This is a genomic window from Psychrobacter sp. CAL346-MNA-CIBAN-0220 (assembly GCF_040309805.1).
In the GTDB taxonomy this organism is placed as follows: domain Bacteria; phylum Pseudomonadota; class Gammaproteobacteria; order Pseudomonadales; family Moraxellaceae; genus Psychrobacter.
The window spans coordinates 1-309 of sequence record NZ_JBEOPF010000079.1 but is presented as its reverse complement, the minus strand read 5'-3'; the positions used below and the strand labels follow the sequence as shown (position 1 = coordinate 309).

Here is a 309-nt window from a genome sequence, read left to right as displayed (position 1 = left end):
GGGTACACCAAATGCACATTCGACCATCGCTGGGGTGTTCGGCATCATGACTGCGACGGTATCGTTTTTATCAATACCGAGTTTACGCAGGCCGTCAGCCAGTTGCCGACAACGATCGTAAGTCTGTTGCCATGTCTGCGTGAGGTCATTGTGCTCTAGGTCATCATAGATAATCGCAGTTTTGTCAGGATAAACCTGCGCGCTGCGAATGATAAAATCGATGGGAGTTAGCGGTTGATAGTTGGCAGGGGTTTTGCCGAGACCTGTATGAAAGTCGGTCATGGAGATAGTCCTTTATCGCATTTTGAA

The 309-nt window shown here is 48.5% G+C and carries 1 protein-coding gene; it reads right to left on the bottom strand.

Annotated features, from left to right (window positions below; translation table 11 throughout):
* Positions 1–282, bottom strand: a 282-nt coding sequence (locus AAEY88_RS12765) for an AMP-binding protein (protein ID WP_350562976.1), incomplete at its 3' end; no start/stop codon positions are given.
* Positions 283–309 lie beyond the last annotated feature (27 nt).